Here is a 17,361-nt window from a genome sequence, read left to right as displayed (position 1 = left end):
CGGGGACCGCACCGGAGAATTATCGAAGCCGCCGACCGAGCGATAGGATCTTGCACGTCCCACACGGGACACGCCTCCTTAGCTCAGTGGTAGAGCAACGCTCTTGTAAAGCGTAGGTCGTCAGTTCAATCCTGACAGGGGGCTCGCCAATACCTTCGCTGCAGTTTCAACATGCCCCGGACCCGGCAATACTCGGTAGCGGTCGCTACGAAACCAACCTTGCGAAGGCGGAACCTTGTCCCAAGCCGTGGAGTCCGAACCCGAAGACCAGGGCAGTGATACTCCAGAGACGCCCGAGCTCAATTTCGACGAACATCTGCACCCTGCCCGGCCGCGGTCGCTGCGGTTCCGCCCGCGTGTGCGTCAGCCGTTCACCCGTCGCTCGCTGGCCCGCGACGGCTCCCCCACCGGCGACAACCCCGCCTATGTGTCGTGGCTGATCAGCCAGTCGATGCTGGCCGATGCGAATCAGATCAGCCAGCAGTTCTCCGGCCAGGGCTCGATGTGGCAGAACCCGTATGCCAAGCCCAGCCCGCGTGGCGCGGTCGAGACCGCCTCGGTGTGGTTCACCGCCTACCCGCTGTCGCTGATCACCCGGTCCAACGAGTCGTTCCTGAAGGCGATGGCCGACCCCGACATGTGGAAGGCGTTCGCCGATATCGGGATCGAGGCGGTGCACACCGGCCCGGTGAAGAGGGCCGGCGGTATCTCCGGCTGGGAACTGACGCCCAGCGTGGACGGCCACTTCGACCGGATCAGCACCGAGATCGACCCCGCGTTCGGCACCGAGGAAGAGTTCCGGCAGATGTGCGGCACCGCCAACTGGTACGGCGGCACCATCATCGACGACATCGTGCCGGGCCACACCGGCAAGGGCGCCGATTTCCGGCTCGCCGAATTGAAGTACGCCGACTATCCCGGCATCTACCACATGGTCGAGGTCGATCCCCGGGACTGGGAGCACCTGCCCGAGGTGCCGCCCGGCGCCGACTCGGTCAACATCGACCCCGCGACCGAGGAGTGGCTGGACAAAGCCGGCTACATCATCGGCCGGCTGCAACGGGTCATCTTCTACGCCGAGGGCATCAAGGAGACCAACTGGAGCGTCACCCGGCCGGTGGTCGGGATCGACGGCGTCGAACGCCGCTGGGTGTACCTGCACTACTTCAAGGACGGCCAGCCCTCCATCAACTGGCTCGACCCGTCGTTCGCCGGGATGCGGCTGGTCATCGGCGACGCGCTGCACTCGCTGACCGACCTGGGCACCGGCGGACTCCGCTTGGACGCCAACGGTTTCCTCGGTGCGGAGAAGACCGCTGCCGAGGAGAGCGCAGCCTGGTCGGAGGGCCACCCGCTCTCGGAGGCCGCCAACCATCTGATCGCCAGCATGGTGCGCAAGGTCGGGGGGTTCACGTTCCAGGAGCTCAACCTCACCATCGACGACATCCGCGACATCGGCGAGGCGGGCGCCGACCTGTCCTACGACTTCATCACCCGGCCCGCGGCGCATCACGCGCTGGCCACCGCCGACACCGAGTTCCTGCGCCTGGCGCTGCGCACCACCCTCGAGCTCGGCGTCGACCCGGCGTCCCTGGTACACGCGCTGCAGAACCACGACGAGCTCACCTACGAGCTGGTCCACTGGTCCAACGGGCACCGCGACGACGTGTACAGCTACAAGGGCGAGGAGATCACCGGCGAGGTGCTGGGCGAGACGGTCCGCAGGGACCTCAGCGACCGGCTCACCGGCCCCAACGCCCCGTACAACCTGGTGTTCACCACGAACGGCATCGCGTGCACCACCGCGACGGTGATCGCGGCGACGCTGGGCATCACCGCACTGGACGACATCGTCGACGAGGAGCAGATCGACCGGATCCGCCGGGCCCACCTGCTGCTGGCCATGTTCAACGCGCTGCAGCCCGGGGTGTTCGCGTTGTCGGGCTGGGACGTCTGCGGGATGCTCACGCTGCCGCCGTCGCAGATCCCGGAGCTGCTGCGCGGCGGCGACACCCGCTGGATCCACCGCGCCGCACACGACCTGATGGGCGTCAATCCCACCGCGACCCAGTCCCCCGCGGGAATGCCCAGGGGCCGAAGCCTTTACGGGCCCATCCCGGATCAGCTCGCCGACGACACCAGTTTCCTGAGTCAGCTGCAGGCGATCCTGAAGGTGCGTTCCCACTACGGCATCGCCACCAGCAGGCAGATCGACATCCCCGAGGTGTCGCACCGCGGCATGCTGGTCCTGGTGCATCAGCTCGCCGACGAGGGTCGATACCAGTTGACGGTGCTCAACTTCGCCAACGAGCACGTCGCAGGCACGGTGCGCTCGCTGAAGCTGCCACCCGGCAGCGAGGTGTCGGACATGTTCTCCGGGAAAGCGCTGGCCACCGTGGACGATCTGCACAGCTTCGCTCTCGAGCTCGGCGCGCACCAGGGTCTGTCCCTGCTCGTCCAGGCCCCCGACGGACACGAGGACCCGGACGCGGGCTGACGGCCGTCCAGTAGCGTCGACGCATGGCCGAAGCAGGACTGTGGGTCGCATGGGGTGTGCCGACGCGCGGACGGGAACGCAACGCGCTGGATCTGCTCGTCGAGACCGAGGGCTACCTGGCCGGTCTGCGCGAACAGGACCGGATCGAGGGCTTCGACCGGGTCGTCCTGAAGCCGCAGAGCATCGAGCTCGGCGGCTTCATCCTGATCCGGGGTTCCAAGTCGCAGATCGACGATCTCCGGCGCGATCATGACTTCGAACTGTGGCTGACCCGCGTGCAACTCGTCGCCGATCAGGTCGGCGTCGCGGACGCATGGCTCGGCGACGGCATTGCCGAGGCCGTCGGCTTGTACGAAAAGGCATTGGAAAACCTCGACTGACCCGCAATGTGCGTTTGCCCGAATAGACGCTCGGCCGCGGGCGCGGACAACGGCGAGGTCACAGTAACGAAACGAGAACTCTGACGATATAACCTTTTGCTCGCCACTCTCCCGGTAATGCGTTTCAATGGACGCCACGTCGGGGGACTGTTCAGGCTTTGCCGAAGGGGTTTCATGGGTTCCGCAGCGTATGTCGGTCGGGTGGGCGGTCTGGCCGTCGCGCTGGGCGTCGGATCAGCAGTCTTTGCAGGCCAAGGGGTGGCCTGGGCCGACGACACCGACTCCTCGGCCAGGAGTTCGGCAAGCTCGGGTACCGACCGCGCCGCGGACCGGACTCCTGAGACCGCCGCCACCAAGTCCGAGCCGCAGCAGAAGTCCGAACCGGAGGACGAGTCGACCGCGGGCCTGGATGAGGATGGCGCCGACGAGCCCGCCGACACCGAGGACGCCACCGGGGACGACACCGAGGACGCGCCCGAGGAGCACCCCGAACCCGGGGCCGACGACGAGGACGACACCGAAACCGCCCCCGACCCGGTCGATACCGACCCGGTCGATACCGAGCCCGTCGATACCGCGCCGGTCGAGGCAGGCGAGGACGACGCGGATCCCGCCGACCCCGGGGACGACGCGACAGTCCCGACCCCGCCGAAGACCACCCCCGCCACCCGGCCCACCGACACCGAGCCCGAAGCCGGGACAAAGGCCGGAGAGCAGGACAGCGCGCCGACCGACCAGACGGCGACCGACAAGACCTCCGTCGACGCACCCGACGATCCGGGCGTGCCGCCGCAGGAGCCCACGAAGGTCGCGGTGTTCGCCTCGGCCACCAAGCTGGCCGAGGCCGGCCCGAAGACGATCTCCCCCAAGGTGGCGGCGTTGCTGACCACCCAGCAGGACCAGGCCGCAGCGAAGAAGCCGACCCTGATCACCGCCGTGGTCAACGTGGTCAACAGCATGCTGGACTGGGCCCGCCAGAAGGCCGCGGCCCAGCCGGGCGACGCTCCCACCCCACCGTTCCTGTGGGCGCTGTTGTCCTTCGCGCGCCGTGAACTCGACAACCTGTTCGCCGCGCGCTCCACCACCAACGCCCCGCGCGGTGCCGTGGTGACGCCGACCAGTCTCGCGCTGGCCGACGACGCGGCCGCTGCCGCCGCGCTGGTTCCGTCCTACTCACCCTGGCTCAACCCGCAGGTGAGCGCGTCGACGCGGTTCATCAGCTGGGTGACCGGCACGACGGTCTACGGCGGCAACAAGGAACTCGCCAATACGCTGGCCCGATTCGGGGTCTACGGCACCGACGTCGGAGTCATGTGGGACAACGGCATGGTCGACGATCCCAACACACCCTTCGACGAGCGCCAGATCCTGATCGCCGTCGGCGACACCTTCGGCGCCAAGGGCATGACCGGCCGGTGGATCTACAACACGCTGTTCCGCAGCTCCGACCGGGACCTGTCCGACGGCATGACGATCCCGGACGGCGAATGGAAGAACGGCAACATGTTCGGCGGGGCGCCACTGTCCGGCCCGACCGAGGCGCGCCCGATCATCAATCGTCCGACCTGGCTGCCGAATTCGGTGACGCTGATCCCCACCGCCGGTGTCTCGCTGCCCACCGAGGTCACCGAGGACACCCCGTTCGGCACTATCCAGTACGTCAGCTTCATGTCGGTGTCGAACTGGGGTCAGGCCGGTCGTTGGAGCACGAACTACTCGGCGATCGCGTACTCGACCGACAACGGCGAGAACTTCAAGGTCGCACCCGAAAGTGTCCGCTACAACTCATTGTTGAGCGGTAACCGCAACTTCCAGCAGTCGGCGTTCGTCAAGGGCGACGATGGATACGTCTACATGTACGGCACCCCGAACGGCCGCCAGGGCGCGGCCTACGTCGCGCGCGTCGCCCCCGAGGACATCCTCAACGCAGGTAAATACGAGTACTACAAGGCTGCCTCCAAGGGCTGGTTCGGCGGCTCGCCGGCCAAGTGGGTCAAGGGGAATCCGTCCTCGGCCTCGGCGGTCATCGGCAAGACGGGCGGGGCGTGCGGCGGCACGAAACCCGGATACACCGTCAGCGAGATGTCGGTGCAGTACAACGAGTACCTGCAGAAGTACGTGGTGCTCTACGGCGACCAGTTCAACAACATCGTGATGCGTACGTCCGACAGGCCCGAGGGCGGTTGGTCGGACGCCACGGTGCTGATGGGCCAGCAGAGCGGTGGCATCTACGCGCCGATGCTGCACCCGTGGTCGCCGTCGACCCAGGGCACGGGGTCGGACCTCTACTGGAACCTGTCGCTGTGGTCGGACTACAACATCATGCTGATGAAAACCGACCTGACGAAGCTGTGATCCTCACTCCGCGAACGAGATCGTCGTCCTCGAACACCCCGTGACGGGGCGGCCGGCCGGGAACGTCGCGGGGTCCACGCCGGCGATCTCGGCCTGCCGGTAGAACGCCCGGCTGCGGTCGGCCGAACAATCGAAGTTGGCGTTGAGCACCTCGAACGTGGCGGGGTCCGCACCGGCGATGACGTCGCCCATCCAGTACACCCGGGTCGCGTCGGTCGCGTACGGACTCTGCAGCACCCGGAACGTGTCGACGTCGGCCCCGGGGATCGGCTGGTCGAAATGGAATGCGCCGTGGTCGTCGCGGGAGTACGCGCCCTCCAGCACCCGGAACGTCGCGGGGTGCGCGCCTGCGATCACGTTGCCGTTGACGAACACGGCGGCTCCATCCTTGGCGTACAGATAGTCGTCCTCGTCCGAAATGATCACGAAATGTGCTGGATCACTGGACAACACGCCTGCGCCGAGCCAGTACACGCTGCTTCCGTCCCGGGCCAGATCGTCGGCCAGCAGGACGAAGTTGTCGGGGTCGCTGCTGATCGGATCGTGATGCTGATACACCCGGCTGCGGTCCCTGGAGAACCCCGGCCTGTCCAGCAGCCTGAACGTCTCGGCGTGCGCGCCCTGCAGCACCTGGCCGTTGATGTACACCTGCGCGCGGTCGCGGGCGTAGGTGCGGTCCAAGGCCTCGAACGTCTCCGCGTCCGCCCCCTCAACGCGAAACGAATTGCCGGGGAACGGGTTCAGATAGTAGACGGCGCTGTTGCGCACGTGATAGCCGGCGTCGTCGATCAGTGGGTCCGGCGGTGCGCCGCGGCTGCACGCCGTCCCGGCGGTGACGGCGAGCGCGACCACCACTGCCAGTGCAGCTGCCCTGGCTGTGGAGACGACTCCGCGCATGGGCCCATCGAAGCACCTAAACGATCGGTACATCGACAATCGGGCGTTCCACCGCCGCGCCGGGTCCGTCGAAATGCCACCACTCGCCGTCGTAGACGGTGAAGCCGCCTGCGGTCATCGCGTCGCGCAACCGGGCACGGTTCGCCTGCGCCGCAGCGCTGACGCCGTCGGTGGCGAACGCCGGACTGCGCGGCGAGAAGTCGTCGAAGTCGGTGCCCATGTCGACCAGACCGTGGGTGCCGGCCAGTGTCACGTCCACCGAGCGGCCCGCGACATGGCTGCGCGCGTACGGTCCCGGCCGCGCCACCCACACCGGGTCCGGCACCACCTCGAACATTTGGACCTGCACCGCGTGCGGGCGGTAGCAGTCCCAGAACACGAGCCGCTCTCCGCCCGAGCGCAGCAGATCCGCGGCGACTGCCAGGCCCGGCGCCAGCGACTCGTGGACCATGCAGCGGGCTCCTGCCGGGTACAACGGCATGCCGACGAAGTTGTCCGGCGTCGCGTAGCGCAGGTCGATCACCGCGTCGGGAACCACGCTGCGCACGTCGACGAATCCGGCCGCGCGGGCGGCGTCCGACACCGGCGGCGGCGGTGCCGCCGCGCCGGTCGTGGACGGCCCCACCGCGGCCACGGCAGCCAGCGCGCCAATGATCAAGCAGCGCAGGGCGACAACGTTCATCCGCCTACAGTAGGCATACACTGCGCTCGTGCGCGACGTCCTCGACGAGTTGCTGGCCGTATGGCGGTCCGGCGCGACCGCCGGCCTGGCCACCGTGGTGCGCACGATCCGGTCCGCACCCCGCCCGCCCGGCGCGGCGATGGTGGTGGCCCCCGACGGCTCGGTCGCCGGATCGGTGTCGGGCGGATGCGTGGAGGCGGCGGTCTACGACGCCGCCATTGAGGTCGTGGCCGACGGCACACCGCAACTGCAGCGGTACGGGATCAGCGACGACGACGCCTTCTCCGTCGGCCTGACCTGCGGCGGCACCATCGACATCTTCACCGAACCGGTGTCCCGGCAGACATTTCCGCAGTTGCAGCAGATCGCCGACGACATCGCCGCGCATCGCGCCGTCGCCGTGGCGACGGTGATCGCCCACCCCGACCCGCAGCGGGTGGGGTTGCGGATGATCGTGGGACCGGACTCGCGGCAGGGCTCGCTCGGTTCCCCGCGGTCCGACGACGCGGTGGCCGACGACGCGCGCGGCCTGCTACTGGCAGGGCGTTCCGCGACCCTGTCCTACGGCGCGGACGGGCAGCGTCAGGAGTCGGGCATGGAGGTGTTCGTCTCCAGCCATGCGCCCCGCCCCCGGATGCTGGTGTTCGGCGCCATCGATTTCGCCTCCGCGCTGGCCACCCAGGCGGCGTTCCTGGGTTACCGGGTGACCGTGTGCGACGCCAGGCCGGTGTTCGCGACCGCAGCGCGGTTCCCGGCCGCCGAAGAGGTGGTGGTGGACTGGCCCGACCGGTATCTGCGCGCGCAAGCCGAGGCCGGTGAGATCGACTCCCGCACCGCGATCTGCGTGCTGACCCACGACCCCAAATTCGACGTGCCCGCCCTCGAGGTGGCGCTGCGACTTCCCGAGGTCGGCTACATCGGCGTGATGGGCTCGCGGCGCACTCACGACGACCGCATCGGCCGGCTGCACGAGGCGGGCCTGACCGACGCCGAGCTGGCGCGCCTGTCCAGCCCGATCGGGCTGGACCTGGGCGCCCGCACCCCCGAGGAGACCGCGGTCTCGATCGCCGCAGAGATCATCGCCCGGCGCTGGGGTGGCGGTGGCCGTCCGCTGACCGAGACCCGGGGGCGCATCCACCACGAGTCGTGAGACCCGTGCCCCAACGTGAGACACCAACAGTGGAAATGTCGCTCTCCGATGCGATAACGTCACTCTTCACAGCCCGAGGAGTGTGATCCACCGTGACCGACACCGCCGTCAACGCTGCCGACGCCGTCACCGCGCGCTATGCAGGCCAGCGCGTCCCGCGCGTGGAGGACAGCCGCCTGCTCACCGGGCACGGCCGTTTCGTCGACGACATCAACCGGCCCGGCATGCTGCACGCCTGCTTCGTCCGCAGCCCGTTCGCCCACGCCACGATCAACGGCATCGACGCGTCCGCCGCGCTCGCGCTGCCAGGTGTGCACGCGGTGTTCACCGCCGCCGACCTGAACCCGGACGTCCGGGAGTCCTGGCACGCGGTCGCGGGCAAGGACGTCCCCGACACCCCGCGCCCGCCGCTGGCCGAGGGTGAGGTGAAGTTCGTCGGCGACCCGGTCGCACTCGTGGTGGCCGACAGCCGGTATCTGGCCGAGGACGCGGTCGACCTGGTCGAGGTCGACTACGACCCACTGCCCGCGGTGGCCGACTTCCGCAAGGCCGTCGGCGGCGCCGAGGCCGGGGTCGCGGTCGTGCACGCGGCCTACCCCGACAACGTCGCCGGCGGAATGGGCGGCATGCCGCCGGACGAGGAACTCTTCGCGACCGCCCCGCACGTCGTCGAGGAACACATCTATCAGCAGATGTACGTGCCGGTGCCGATGGAGACCCGCGGGATGGTCGTCGAATGGACGTCGACGACCGACGAGTTGACGATCTGGGCATCCACGCAGACACCGCACGAGTTGCGGGCGTTCGCCGCGCGACTGCTCGGCATCCCGGCCCAGGGCGTCCGGGTGATCATGCGGGACACCGGAGGCGCTTTCGGGCAGAAGGTCGTCCCGATGCGCGAGGACATGTGCATCCTGCTCGCCGCGCGCAAGGTGCCTTCTGCGACGTCGAACGCGCTATCAGGCGTGGCCTTGAAGTGGATCGAGGACCGGCGCGAGAACCTGATGTCGGCCGGCCAGTCCCGACACGTTGACGGCAAGGTGCGGATGGCGTTCGACGCCGACGGCAAGATCCTGGCCGCCGACATCGACTTCATCCAGGACGTCGGTTCCTACCCGACGCCCTACCCGGTGCTCACCACCGCGGCGATCGGCATGTTCTTCCCCGGCCCCTACCGGGTGCCCAAGGCGAGCTTCAACTACAAGACGGTGTTCTCCAACACCCCAGGCCTGCACGCCTACCGTGGACCGTGGCAGTACGAAACCCTCACCAGGGAAATACTTCTCGACTGTGCGGCGCGCAAGATCGGGATGGACCCGGTGGAGCTGCGCCGGATCAACATCCTGCGCGGCGACGAGATGCCGTTCTTCAACGCCAACGGCATGCCCTACGACAACTGCGCGCCCGCCGACACCTTCGAGCAGGCCGTCAAGATCCTCGACCACGAGGGCTTCCGCAAGGAGCAGGCCGAGGCGCTGGCCGCGGGCCGCTACATCGGGCTGGGCTTCTCGGCCTACATCGAACCCACCGGGGCCGCGACCGGAAACCTCGCGACCGAGGGCGCGACGATCCGGATGGAGTCCACCGGCAAGATCAACGTCTATGTCAACGGCGGCTCGGCCGGCAACAGCATCGAGACCACCGTGGTGCAGCTGACCGCGGATGCGTTGGGCGCCAACATCGAAGACGTGGCCACCATCCAGGGCGACACCGCGGTCACCCCGTACGGCGCCGGCACCCAGGGCAGCCGCAGCGCGCCGATGACCGCGGGGGCGGTCAACGAGGCGGGAGCGATCCTGCGCGCGCAGATCATCGCGATCGCGGCGCAGATCCTCGGCGTCGAGGGCTCCGACATCGAGCTCGCGAACTCCAGGGCCTCCGTGCGCAGCGATTCCGACAAGAGCGTGAGCTTCGCCGACATCGCCTACCGCTCGCACTACGACCCCGCCCAGCTGGGCGGTGTCTCCCCCACCCTCGAAGCCACGGCGCGCTTCAATTCGCAGGCGATGATCCACTGGGCCAACGCAACTCACGTGTGCACCTGCGAAGTTGACGTCGAGACCGGTCGGGTCGAACTGACCCGCTACATCGTCAGCGAGGACGTCGGCCCGATGATCAACCCCAACGTGGTGGAAGGCCAAGTGGCCGGCGGCACCGTGCAGGGTATCGGCGGCGCCCTGCTGGAGAAGCTCGCCTACGACGACGCCGGAAACCCGGTGGCGTCCACCTTCGTCGACTACCTGCTGCCGACGGCGACCGAGGTGCCGCCGATCGAGTTCGGGCACGTGGAGATTCCGGGACCCGGGGTCGGCGGGTACAAGGGCGCCGGCGAGGGCGGGGCGATCGGCTCACCGCCGGCGGTCATCAACGCGATCAACGACGCACTGGCCCCGCTGGGCGTCACACTGACCCAACTACCCGCCACGCCGGCCACGATCGTCGAGCTCATCGAGCGCGCAGGAAAGGACCACTGACGGTGGAACTGAACAACGAATTCCGGGTCGCGGTGCCGCCCGCGAAGGTCTGGGACGTCTTCACCGACGTCGAACAGGTGGCACCGTGCCTTCCGGGCGCGACGCTGCTGTCGGTCGACGGCGACACCTTCCACGGCGCCGTAAAAGTCAAGGTCGGCCCGATCACGGTGTCCTACAAGGGTGTTGCGTCCTACCAGGACAAGGACGCGACGGCCCGCAGAATCGTGCTGCGCGCCGAGGGCAAGGAGACCCGGGGCAGTGGCACCGCCGCGGCGACCGTCACCGCGCAGCTGAAGGACGAGGGCGACTCCACCCACGTCAGCATCACCACCGACCTGGCGATCTCGGGTAAGGCGGCCCAGTTCGGCCGCGGCGTGCTCGCCGACGTCTCCGGCAACCTGATCGACCAGTTCGCCCGCAGCCTGGAGGCCGAGCTGCTGGGCGGTGCGGCACCGGGCACCACGACGGCACCGACCGCCGAAACGGCGGCGGTCGCCGCACAGCCGACCGGAGACTCCGTCGACCTGCTCAAGGTGGTTGCGGTGCCGATGGCCAAGCGCTTCGCACCGGCGATCGGAGCCGCGGTGGCGGCGGGCGCCATCGGCTTCCTGATCGGTCGGCGCAGGCGCCGGGCCCCGGCCACGGCGGTGCTGGCCGAGGACCTGCAGGCCGCACTGGCCCGGCTGCTGGGGTGACGACAGACTCATGAAGGCAGCCCCTTTCGCCTATCACCGCCCCGACACGGTGGCCGACGCGGTGTCACTGCTCGGCGACCTCGGCGAGGACGCGAAGATCCTTGCCGGCGGGCAGAGCCTGGTGCCGATGCTCGCGATGCGGCTCACCCACTTCGAGCACCTGATCGACATCTCCCGGGTCGAGCAGCTGCGCAACATCGAGCTCCGCGACGACCCCGCACCGTCGGTGTGGATCGGGGCGGGCACCCCGCACGCCTTCGTCGGCATGGATGACGAAGTAGCCGAGTCGGTTCCGCTGCTCACGCTGTCCACCCCGCACATCGGGCACTTCCAGATCCGCACCCGCGGCACCCTGGGCGGGGCGATCGCGCACGCCGACCCCGCCGCCGAGTACGCCGCGGTCGCATTGGCGCTCGACGCAGAGATCGAGGCGACGTCGGCGCGGGGCAGCCGGCGCATCCCGGCGGCCGAGTTCTTCACCGGCCTGTGGGAGACCGCGCTGGCCGCCGACGAGATCCTGACCGCGGTCGCGTTCCCGGTGTGGTCGGGGCGCTGCGGCTTCGCAGTCCAGGAGTTCGCCCGCAGGCACGGCGACTTCGCGATCGCGGGCGCGACCCTCGCCGTCGAGGTCGACGACGACGACAGGGTGACGCGCTGCGGCCTCGGCCTGCTCGGCCTGGGCTCGACGCCCGAGCGGGGCACCCCGGCCGAAGAGGCGGTCGTCGGCAGTCCGGTCACCGACATCACCGCCGAGGAGTTCGGCAGGCTGGCCGTCTCCGCGCTGCGGGACGTACCGACCGACCTGCAGGGCACCGCGGCGTACCGCACCAAGGTCGGCGCCACGATGGCCGCGCGGGCATGGACACAGGCAACCACTGCGGTTCTTGAAACGGCTCTTGAAACGAGGACGGCCCTCAATGCATGAACACCCCGTCGAAGTCTCGGTCAACGGCAGGCGCTACGCCGGGACTGTCGAACCGCGGCTGACGCTGGCCGACTACCTGCGGGACAAATGCGGCCTGACCGGCACCCACCTGGGTTGTGAGCACGGGGCATGCGGCGCCTGCACGGTGCTTCTCGACGGCCAGGCGGTGCGGTCGTGTCTGGTCTTCGCCGTACAGGTCGACGGCCAGGAGGTCACCACGGTCGAGGGGATCGCCGGAGAGGACGGTGCGCTGTCGCCGGTGCAGGCCGCGATGCGCGAATGCCACGGCCTGCAATGCGGCTTCTGCACACCGGGATTCGTCACCAGCATCACCGCACTGCTGCGGGACAACCCCACCCCCACCGACGAGGAGATCCGCGAGGGTCTGTCCGGCAACTTCTGCCGGTGCACCGGTTACCAGGGCATCGTCAACGCCGTGAAGCGCGCCGCCGAGAGCACCGGCTGACCCCACGCCGGGACTGCCCGCGCAAATGCGCCAATGCTCTGCGTGGATGGCGATTCCGGCGCAGGGTGTCGGTATGAGGATCGGATTCATCGGGCTGGGCAACATGGGCTCGGGCATGGCCGCCAATCTGTTGACGGCCGGTCATGAGGTCATCGCGTACAACAGATCGCCGGCCAAGGTCGCGGCACTGGCCGAACGCGGCGCCACCGCCGCACCGACGGTCGCCGCGGCCTGTGCGGCCGACGTCGTGATCTCGATGCTGGCCGACGACACCGCCGTGGAGGCGGTGACCTTCGGTGACCACGGCATCGTCGCGTCGTTGCCGGACGGCGCCACCCACATGTCGTCCAGCACGATCAGCGTCGCACTGGCCGAGCGGCTGACGGCCGCGCATGCCGATGCCGGGCAGGTGTTCGTGTCCGCGCCGGTGTTCGGCAGGCCGGCGGCCGCCGCCGCGGCCGAGCTGTTCGTGGTGGCCGCGGGCCCGGCCTCGGCCGTGGCCGGCCTGCAACCCGCCTTCGACGCGGTCGGGCAGCGCACGTTCGTGCTGGGCGAGGACCCGCACACCGCCAACCTGGTGAAGCTGTCGGGCAACTTCCTGATCGCGTCGGTGATCGAATCGCTCGGCGAGGCACTCGCGCTGGTCGGCAAGGCCGGCGTCGACAAACAGCAGTATCTGGAGCTGCTGACGTCCACTTTGTTCGGCGCACCCGCGTACCGGACCTACGGCGGATTGCTCGCGCGCGGCGAGTTCGAGCCCGCCGGCTTCGCCGCCCATCTCGGCCTCAAGGACGTCCGGCTGGTGCTGGCCGCCGGCGAGCAACTGGAGGTGCCGATGCCGGTGGCCAGCCTGATCCGCGACCGCTTCCTGGCGCTGCTGGCCGGCGGCGGTCGCGACCTGGACTGGTCGGCGCTGGGCGCCCTGGCCGCCTGGGAGGCCGGCGGCCCGAAACCCGGCTGATCCCCCGCCGAAACCTCATTCCACGCGGGTAAAAGCGCGCGCAGACCTACCGGGATGCAATCTCGTCGCTAGGGAGCGACGGCGCCCCGGAGCCCGTCGGCGCCGAAGATCGGCTCGAGCATGCTCGACAGGTCGGGGCCGCGTCGCAACCCGTGGCCGCCGTCGACGTTGATCACCTGCCCGGTGATGAAACTCGCCGCGTCGCTGAGCAGGAACACCGCCAGATTGGCGACGTCCTCGACCTCGCCGACCCGCGGCAGCGGCGTGCAGTCGCGGTAGTCCTCACTGATCGCCGGCGACTCCATGATCGGGGCGACCATGTCGGTGCGGGTCAGCCCCGGGCGAATCCCGTTGACCCGCACCGAAGACGGCCCGAGTTCGTCGGCCGCGACCATCATCAGGTGATCCAGCGCGGCTTTGCTCGGGCCGTAGGCGCCGAACCAGCGGTGCGTGTTGCTCGACGCGATCGACGAGATCCCGATGAACGCTCCCCCGCCCCCGCGGACCATCTCCCGCGCGGCGTGCTTGAGCACGTACATGGTGCCGTTGACGTTCAGGTCGACGGTGTTGCGCCAGGCGGCGGAATCGATCTGGGTGATCGGGCCGATGGTCTCGGACCCGCCCGCGCTGTGCACCACGCCGTCCAGCCGCCCGCGCCACGCGGTGGCGGCCTCCACCAGCCGGGCCGCCTGGTCCTCGTCGGTCACGTCGGCCGGCTCGTAGCTCACCTGGCCGACGCCGTCACCGTGCTGCGCCGAGATCTCCTCGGCGGCGGCAGCCAACTTGTCGGCGTTGCGCCCGGCCAGCATCACGTTGCCGCCGGAGGCCACCACCGCGGCGGCGACGCCCTTGCCGATCCCGCTGCCACCCCCGGTGACCAGGTACGTGCGATCGGTCAATGAGAGCAGCATGTGAAGTCCCTCCAAGTCGGAAGCCCGCCTAACTAGAACAGGTTCCAGTTATACGTCACGGCTCGTCGCGGCGGGACAGCTTTGGCGCGCCCAGGGTGCGCCAGTCCGGCACGTCCGGCGGAAGACCGACCGGAAAGCGGTTCTCGTTGTGCGCCGCCCAGTGCGCATGGCCGAGTTCGTGGATGTGGAACGCGTGCCGCAGCGCCTCGGCGAAGCCCATCGCGTCGCTGGCCGCGTTCACCGAGTCCTTGACCAGAAGCGCCGCCATCGTCGGGCGTTCGGCGATTCGCCGCGCGAACTCCAGGGTCTTGTCCTCCAGTTCGGCACGCGGAAACACCTTCGACACCATGCCGAGCCGGTGCGCCTCGTCGGCATCGATCGCGTCGCCGGTCAGCAGCAGTTCCTTGGCCTTGCGCGCGCCGAACTCCCACGGGTGTGCGTAGTACTCGACCCCGGGCATGCCCATCCGCACCGCGACCACGTCGCTGAACTTGGCGTCGTCCGACGCGACGATCAGGTCGCAGGCCCAGATCAGCATCAGACCGGCCGAGATCGCGTTCCCCTGCACCTGGGCGATGGTGATCTTGCGCAGATCGCGCCAGCGGCTCGTGTTGTTGAAGAAGTAGTGCCATTCCTGCAGGTAGGTCCGCTCACTGACAGCCTCGCGGGTGGCGCCGTTGCAGGTGAAGGTCGGATGCTGGCCGGGGCCCGGCGCCCGTTCGGCGAGCGCCTCCTCGGAGCCGAGATCATGTCCGGCCGAGAAGTTTTTGCCCCGGGCCGCCAGGATGACGACCCGGACCTGGTCGTCGGCCTCGGCCCGGCCGAACGCCTCGTCGAGCGCCACCAGCAGCGTCCGGGACTGCGCGTTCTGCGCGTCCGGCCGGTTCAGCCAGATCCGCGCGATGCGACCCTCGTCGAGAGTCTCGTATGTCACCTGCTCGTGATCGCCCACGCGTTGCACATTACGGCCGAAGTGTCATGCCCGAGCACAGCACCCCGGCGGCTACCCCGCAGTTGGCTACAGTTGTGTCATGCCTGCGAAACCTGATCCCGCCGAGATCGGCGACGTCGAACCCATCGCCGATGTCACCGAACGTCAGGCGCGTCGCGTGGTCGCCGCCTACGCGACCGACGCCGACGAGTGCCGCGTCTTCCTGTCGATGCTCGGCATCGGACCGGCGAAGCTCGCCGACGCCTGATGGCGAGCGGTCCCGAGGTCCGCTCCGACTCGACGTCCCCGGTGCCGCCCTCTGCGTCGGCAGATTTCGTCGTGGTGGCCAATCGGCTGCCCATCGACATGGTGCGGCTTCCTGACGGCACCACGGAGTTCAAGCGCAGCCCCGGCGGTCTGGTGACCGCGCTGGAGCCGCTGCTGCGACGCCGGCAGGGCGCCTGGATCGGCTGGCCCGGCATTCCCGAGGACGCCGACGACCCCGGCGCGACCACCGAGCCGATCGAGCAGGACGGGATGACGCTCGTCCCGGTGCGGCTCAGCGCCGAGGATGTCGCCCTGTACTACGAAGGCTTCTCCAACGGCACCCTGTGGCCGCTGTATCACGACGTGATCGTCAAACCGATCTACCACCGGCAGTGGTGGGACCGCTACGTCGAGGTCAACCGGCGCTTCGCCGAGGCGACCGCGAAGACCGCGGCCGAGGGCGCGACCGTGTGGGTGCAGGACTACCAGCTTCAGCTGGTGCCGAAGATGCTGCGCATGCTGCGGCCCGACCTGACCATCGGGTTCTTCCTGCACATCCCGTTCCCCCCGGTCGAACTGTTCATGCAGCTGCCGTGGCGCTCGGAGATCATCGACGGCCTCCTCGGCGCCGACCTGGTCGGGTTCCACCTGCCCGGCGGCGCCCAGAACTTCCTCATCCTGGCCCGAAGGCTGGTGGGGGCGAGCACCTCTCGTGCCACCATCGGCGTGCGCTCCCGGTTCGGGGAGGTCCAGGTCGGCTTCCGCACGGTCAAGGTCGGCGCCTTCCCGATCTCCATCGACTCCGCCGACCTGGACCAGCAGGCCCGCAGCCGCGCGATCCGGCAGCGGGCCAAGCAGATCCGCGGCGAGCTCGGCAATCCGCGCAAGATCCTGCTCGGTGTCGACCGGCTGGACTACACCAAGGGCATCGACGTCCGCCTCAACGCGTTCTCCGAGCTTCTCGATGATGGCCGGGTCAACCCCGCGGACACCGTGCTGGTGCAGCTGGCGACGCCCAGCCGCGAGCGCGTGGAGAGCTACATCGCCATGCGGGAGGACATCGAGCGCCAGGTCGGCCACATCAACGGCGAGTACGGCGAGGTGGGTCACCCGGTGGTGCACTATCTGCACCGCCCGATCCCGCGCGAAGATCTGGTCGCGTTCTTCGTCGCGGCCGACGTCATGCTCGTCACGCCGCTGCGCGACGGCATGAACCTCGTCGCCAAGGAGTACGTGGCCTGCCGCAGCGACCTGGGCGGCGCGCTGGTGCTCAGCGAGTTCACCGGCGCCGCAGCCGAATTGCGCCAGGCGTATCTGTGCAATCCGCACCACACCCAGGGCGTCAAGGACGCGATCGAGGCCGCGCTCAACCAGGAGCCCGTAGAGGGCAGGCGCCGGATGCGCGCGCTGCGCAGGCAGGTTCTGGCCCACGACGTCGACCGGTGGGCGAGGTCTTTCCTGAGCGCCCTCGCGTCGGAGGAACCGCCCCCCGAGGAGTGAACCGGATTCGGCTAGTGTTCCGATACCAGCGGAACCGAAACCGACGCCAGGCGAAAGGCACATGATGGGGACCTACGCGATCACCGGTTCGGCCTCCGGGATGGGCGCCGCCGCGGTGGCCCAGTTGAGGTCGCAGGGGCACACCGTCATCACCGTGGACATCAAAGACGCGGACGTGGTGGCCGACCTGTCCACGCCTGAAGGCCGCAGCAGGGCCGCCGAAGAGGTGCTCGCCGCGTGCGCGGGCCGCCTCGACGGCGCGCTGCTGGC

At 69.0% G+C, this 17,361-nt stretch carries 15 protein-coding genes, 1 tRNA gene and 1 pseudogene; 13 read left to right on the top strand and 4 right to left on the bottom strand.

The genetic code is table 11. The features are described from left to right. Window positions 1-72 precede the first annotated feature (72 nt). From MVA01S_RS15915 to MVA01S_RS15900, 4 genes are all read left to right on the top strand, one after another. Window positions 73-144 (top strand) — tRNA-Thr (locus MVA01S_RS15915). Window positions 145-235: 91 nt separating this feature from the next. After that, window positions 236-2,497 (top strand): maltose alpha-D-glucosyltransferase, encoded by a 2,262-nt coding sequence (gene treS / locus MVA01S_RS15910; protein WP_040541189.1) that lies wholly within the window; start codon window positions 236-238, stop codon window positions 2,495-2,497. A 23-nt stretch (window positions 2,498-2,520) separates the two neighbouring features. Then, entirely contained in the window at window positions 2,521-2,877 is a 357-nt protein-coding gene (locus MVA01S_RS15905) for a hypothetical protein (RefSeq protein ID WP_003930489.1), read from the top strand. Window positions 2,878-3,051: 174 nt separating this feature from the next. Further along, complete coding sequence (locus MVA01S_RS15900) at window positions 3,052-5,232, top strand: DUF5005 domain-containing protein (RefSeq protein ID WP_060941635.1); 2,181 nt, start codon at window positions 3,052-3,054, stop codon at window positions 5,230-5,232. Between the two features lie 3 nt (window positions 5,233-5,235). Here the strand turns inward: MVA01S_RS15900 and MVA01S_RS15895 are convergent, their stop codons facing one another. Beyond that, complete coding sequence (locus tag MVA01S_RS15895; RefSeq protein ID WP_064635187.1) at window positions 5,236-6,129, bottom strand: DKNYY domain-containing protein; 894 nt, start codon at window positions 6,127-6,129, stop codon at window positions 5,236-5,238. 16 nt (window positions 6,130-6,145) lie between these two features. Continuing rightward, window positions 6,146-6,811: a M15 family metallopeptidase gene (locus MVA01S_RS15890; RefSeq protein WP_003930493.1), complete on the bottom strand. Its 666-nt coding sequence runs from the start codon at window positions 6,809-6,811 to the stop codon at window positions 6,146-6,148. Window positions 6,812-6,839: 28 nt separating this feature from the next. On the opposite strand from MVA01S_RS15890, the gene MVA01S_RS15885 reads away from it, so the two are divergent. The 6 genes from MVA01S_RS15885 (at window position 6,840) to MVA01S_RS15860 (ending at window position 13,482) form a co-directional block, all read left to right on the top strand. Beyond that, window positions 6,840-7,961, top strand: a complete 1,122-nt coding sequence (locus MVA01S_RS15885) for an XdhC family protein (protein WP_003930494.1) — start codon at window positions 6,840-6,842, stop codon at window positions 7,959-7,961. Between the two features lie 92 nt (window positions 7,962-8,053). Beyond that, window positions 8,054-10,435, top strand: a complete 2,382-nt coding sequence (locus tag MVA01S_RS15880; protein WP_003930495.1) for a xanthine dehydrogenase family protein molybdopterin-binding subunit — start codon at window positions 8,054-8,056, stop codon at window positions 10,433-10,435. A gap of 2 nt (window positions 10,436-10,437) precedes the next feature. Continuing rightward, a complete protein-coding gene (locus tag MVA01S_RS15875; protein WP_003930496.1) occupies window positions 10,438-11,130 on the top strand; it encodes an SRPBCC family protein in 693 nt (230 codons plus the stop codon). Window positions 11,131-11,140: 10 nt separating this feature from the next. Then, entirely contained in the window at window positions 11,141-12,055 is a 915-nt protein-coding gene (locus MVA01S_RS15870) for an FAD binding domain-containing protein (protein ID WP_003930497.1), read from the top strand. Beyond that, on the top strand, window positions 12,048-12,521 hold the full coding sequence (locus MVA01S_RS15865; RefSeq protein WP_003930498.1) for a (2Fe-2S)-binding protein: 474 nt from the start codon (window positions 12,048-12,050) through the stop codon (window positions 12,519-12,521). The genes MVA01S_RS15870 and MVA01S_RS15865 overlap by 8 nt, the downstream gene beginning before the upstream one ends. A gap of 73 nt (window positions 12,522-12,594) precedes the next feature. Then, entirely contained in the window at window positions 12,595-13,482 is an 888-nt protein-coding gene (locus MVA01S_RS15860) for an NAD(P)-dependent oxidoreductase (protein ID WP_040541192.1), read from the top strand. Between the two features lie 68 nt (window positions 13,483-13,550). On the opposite strand, the gene MVA01S_RS15855 is transcribed toward MVA01S_RS15860, so the two are convergent. Further along, complete coding sequence (locus tag MVA01S_RS15855) at window positions 13,551-14,393, bottom strand: SDR family oxidoreductase (RefSeq protein ID WP_003930500.1); 843 nt, start codon at window positions 14,391-14,393, stop codon at window positions 13,551-13,553. A 55-nt stretch (window positions 14,394-14,448) separates the two neighbouring features. After that, window positions 14,449-15,345 (bottom strand): enoyl-CoA hydratase, encoded by an 897-nt coding sequence (locus tag MVA01S_RS15850; RefSeq protein ID WP_003930501.1) that lies wholly within the window; start codon window positions 15,343-15,345, stop codon window positions 14,449-14,451. A gap of 79 nt (window positions 15,346-15,424) precedes the next feature. On the opposite strand from MVA01S_RS15850, the gene MVA01S_RS31520 reads away from it, so the two are divergent. The 3 genes and pseudogenes from MVA01S_RS31520 to MVA01S_RS15840 all read left to right on the top strand — a co-directional run. Continuing rightward, entirely contained in the window at window positions 15,425-15,592 is a 168-nt protein-coding gene (locus MVA01S_RS31520; protein WP_003930502.1) for a hypothetical protein, read from the top strand. Next, window positions 15,592-17,091: an alpha,alpha-trehalose-phosphate synthase (UDP-forming) gene (locus MVA01S_RS15845; protein ID WP_003930503.1), complete on the top strand. Its 1,500-nt coding sequence runs from the start codon at window positions 15,592-15,594 to the stop codon at window positions 17,089-17,091. The genes MVA01S_RS31520 and MVA01S_RS15845 overlap by 1 nt, the downstream gene beginning before the upstream one ends. Before the next feature lie 64 nt (window positions 17,092-17,155). Further along, a pseudogene (locus MVA01S_RS15840) lies at window positions 17,156-17,361 on the top strand (SDR family oxidoreductase); the annotation flags it as partial.

The sequence above is a fragment of the Mycolicibacterium vaccae NBRC 14118 = CIP 105934 genome (genome assembly GCF_001552715.1).
GTDB lineage: Bacteria > Actinomycetota > Actinomycetes > Mycobacteriales > Mycobacteriaceae > Mycobacterium > Mycobacterium vaccae.
Note: the sequence above shows the minus strand (reverse complement) of the source record. Positions and strands in the feature narration are given on the sequence as shown.